The 2,609-nt window shown below is 65.1% G+C and carries 3 protein-coding genes; 1 reads left to right on the forward strand and 2 read right to left on the reverse strand.

Annotated features, from left to right (window positions below; all coding sequences use genetic code 11):
• Window positions 1–233 precede the first annotated feature (233 nt).
• Complete coding sequence (locus WA965_RS09795) at window positions 234–1,055, forward strand: alpha/beta fold hydrolase (protein ID WP_526301447.1); 822 nt, start codon at window positions 234–236, stop codon at window positions 1,053–1,055.
• A gap of 57 nt (window positions 1,056–1,112) precedes the next feature.
• On the opposite strand, the gene WA965_RS09800 is transcribed toward WA965_RS09795, so the two are convergent.
• Both WA965_RS09800 and WA965_RS09805 read right to left on the reverse strand, forming a co-directional pair.
• Window positions 1,113–1,433, reverse strand: a complete 321-nt coding sequence (locus WA965_RS09800) for a hypothetical protein (protein ID WP_526301449.1) — start codon at window positions 1,431–1,433, stop codon at window positions 1,113–1,115.
• A gap of 164 nt (window positions 1,434–1,597) precedes the next feature.
• On the reverse strand, window positions 1,598–2,599 hold the full coding sequence (locus tag WA965_RS09805; RefSeq protein ID WP_526447435.1) for an SMP-30/gluconolactonase/LRE family protein: 1,002 nt from the start codon (window positions 2,597–2,599) through the stop codon (window positions 1,598–1,600).
• Between the last annotated feature and the right edge of the window lie 10 nt (window positions 2,600–2,609).

Genomic DNA, 2,609 nt, shown 5'->3' on the forward strand with positions numbered 1-2,609 from the left:
CTGCTCTTCCCTATGTGTGGGTCGGAGCCGTGGAGCGAATCTCGCGGTTCTGACGTTCTTCGTGTGCTGTTCTTGTGGATCTGATGGGTTGAACCGGCAGGTCAGGGGTTTAATTCCATTGGCAGTATTTGAACGGTCGGTGGCAGCAATCGACGGTAGGTACGGCTAGCCCCCAGTGACCGTGGCGGTCAGCGCTGATGACAGAAGTTGCGAACGCGAGGAAAGTAGCGCCCATGAGCATCCACACCACACCCGACGGCACCGACATCTTCTACAAGGACTGGGGTACCGGTCAGCCGATCGTGTTCAGTCACGGCTGGCCGCTGTCCTCCGACGACTGGGACAACCAGATGCTGTTCTTCCTGCAGCAGGGCTACCGGGTGATCGCCCACGACCGGCGCGGTCACGGACGCTCCACCCAGACGCCCGGCGGCCACGACATCGACCACTACGCCGACGATCTCGCCTCGCTGACCGAACACCTCGACCTGCGTGACGCCGTCCACGTCGGGCACTCCACCGGTGGCGGTGAGGTCGTCCGCTACGTCGCCCGGCACGAGGATCGGGTGGCCAAGGCCGCGATCATCAGTGCGGTGCCGCCGCTGATGGTGCAGACGGACGCCAACCCGGAAGGCCTGCCCAAGAGCGTGTTCGACGACCTGCAGGCACAGCTGGCGGCGAACCGTTCGGTGTTCTACCGGGCTCTGCCGGCGGGACCGTTCTACGGCTTCAACCGTGCCGGCGTGGAGTCCTCGGAAGCGATGATCGAGAACTGGTGGCGTCAGGGCATGATGGGCGACGCCCTGTCGCACTACGACGGCATCGTCGCGTTCTCCCAGACCGACTTCACCGAGGACCTGAAGAAGATCACCGTTCCGGTGCTGGTGATGCACAGCGAAGACGACCAGATCGTGCCCTACGTCGCTTCGGGCCCCAAGTCCGCAGAGCTGCTGCAGAACGGAATCCTGAAGACCTATCAGGGATTTCCGCACGGCATGCCCACGACGCACGCGGACGTGATCAACGCCGATCTGCTGGCATTCCTGAAGTCGTAGCACTCAAGACATCAGAAAGGGGCACCCCAGGAGGGTGCCCCTTTCTTGATTCAGGTGTCAGCGGACCTCGACGAAGTAGACCTTGCCGACTTCCTGCAGGACGCGATCGGTCTTGTTGCGGTTGTCACCTTGGCGCCCGGGCTTGTTGACATATTCGCGGATCGGGGGACCGGGCCGTACCGAGACCACGTTGGACTCCGCCAACGGGGCGCTGCTCTGCTTCTTGACGATCACGCGGTTGCCCTCAGCCTCGAGTTGGCTGATGGTCTGGCTGGCATCTCCGTTCCCGCTGGGTGCGGCGAGTGCGGGGGCAGCCAGTCCGAGCACGGCGGTCGACAGTGCTGCCGCGGCGGTGGTGGCGAGGGTGAATTTTTTCATTGTTCTGCTCTTCCCTGTGTCGGGTCGGAGCCGTGGAGCGAATCACGCGGTTCTGACTTTCTTGGCTGATCTTGTGCATCTGATTGGCTTAACCAGCAGGTCAGAGGATAAATTCCGGTGGCGGGAATCTCACGGTTGATAGCAGGAACCTGCCGGTGGCAAACTCAGAGTATGGTCGCCGCGAGGTCGATGCAGCCGAGGTGCGGGGCTGCGATGCTGCCCATCCACAACCGGCCTTCGCTCTCGGCCACGCTGGTCACCATGCTGAACGACGGGTGCGTGGTGCGTACGCCGGCGACCGCGTCACCGGTGTCCGGGTCGAACGCGACGATCCAGACGACCGCCTCCGGTTTCGGCTGCAGGGGTTTGGGCAGGTTCCACACCAGCTTGCGCAGCACCGGCGGACCGGCGGCGAGTCGGTCCGCCAGTGGGTTGGCGGGGGTGACCATCGCACACCAGATCCGCCCGTCGGCGCCGGTGGACAGGTTGTCGGGCATCGCGGGGAGGTTCACCGTCAGCGGTGTCACCGATCCGGTGCGCGGCCCGGTCAGCCAGTATTTCGAGAGTCGACGGCCCTGGGTCTCGGCGATCACCAGGGCCGAACCGTCCGCTGTGGGGGTGAGTCCGTTGGCGAAGTACAGTCCGTCGACGACGGTGGTGACCGTGCCGTCGGGATCGAGCCGGTGGAGGTTGCCGCGCGGGCGGGCCTCCAGGATCGCGCCGAGGTAGTCACCGACTGTGAACGCTGTGGTGGACTCTGTGAAATAGATTGTGCCGTCTGCTGTTTCGGTGACATTGGAGCAGAACTGCAGCGAGCGCCCGGCAATCGAGTCGAGCAATGTCTCGAACCTGCCGGTGCTGGTGTCCATGGCGAGCAGCCCCTTGGGGCTGTCACACACCAGCAGGCGGCCGTCCCGGGCGAACGCCAGGCCCAGCGGCCGGCCGCCGGTGTTCCCGACGACCTCGGGTCTGCTGCCGTCGGGTTGCAACCGCACGATGCCGCCGTCGAGGGCGCCCGTCCACAGGGATCCGTCGGCGTCGACGACCACATCTTCGGGTTCGCCGCCGGGAACCGGGACGAGCGTGATGTCGGCGGGCGGAAGATCGGGCAGCGGGTCGACAGGCGGCGCCTGCCACCGCACGGGATCGATCGACGGTCTGGGCACGCCCCCAGTC

The organism is Mycobacterium sp., from assembly GCF_049683935.1.
GTDB lineage: Bacteria > Actinomycetota > Actinomycetes > Mycobacteriales > Mycobacteriaceae > Mycobacterium.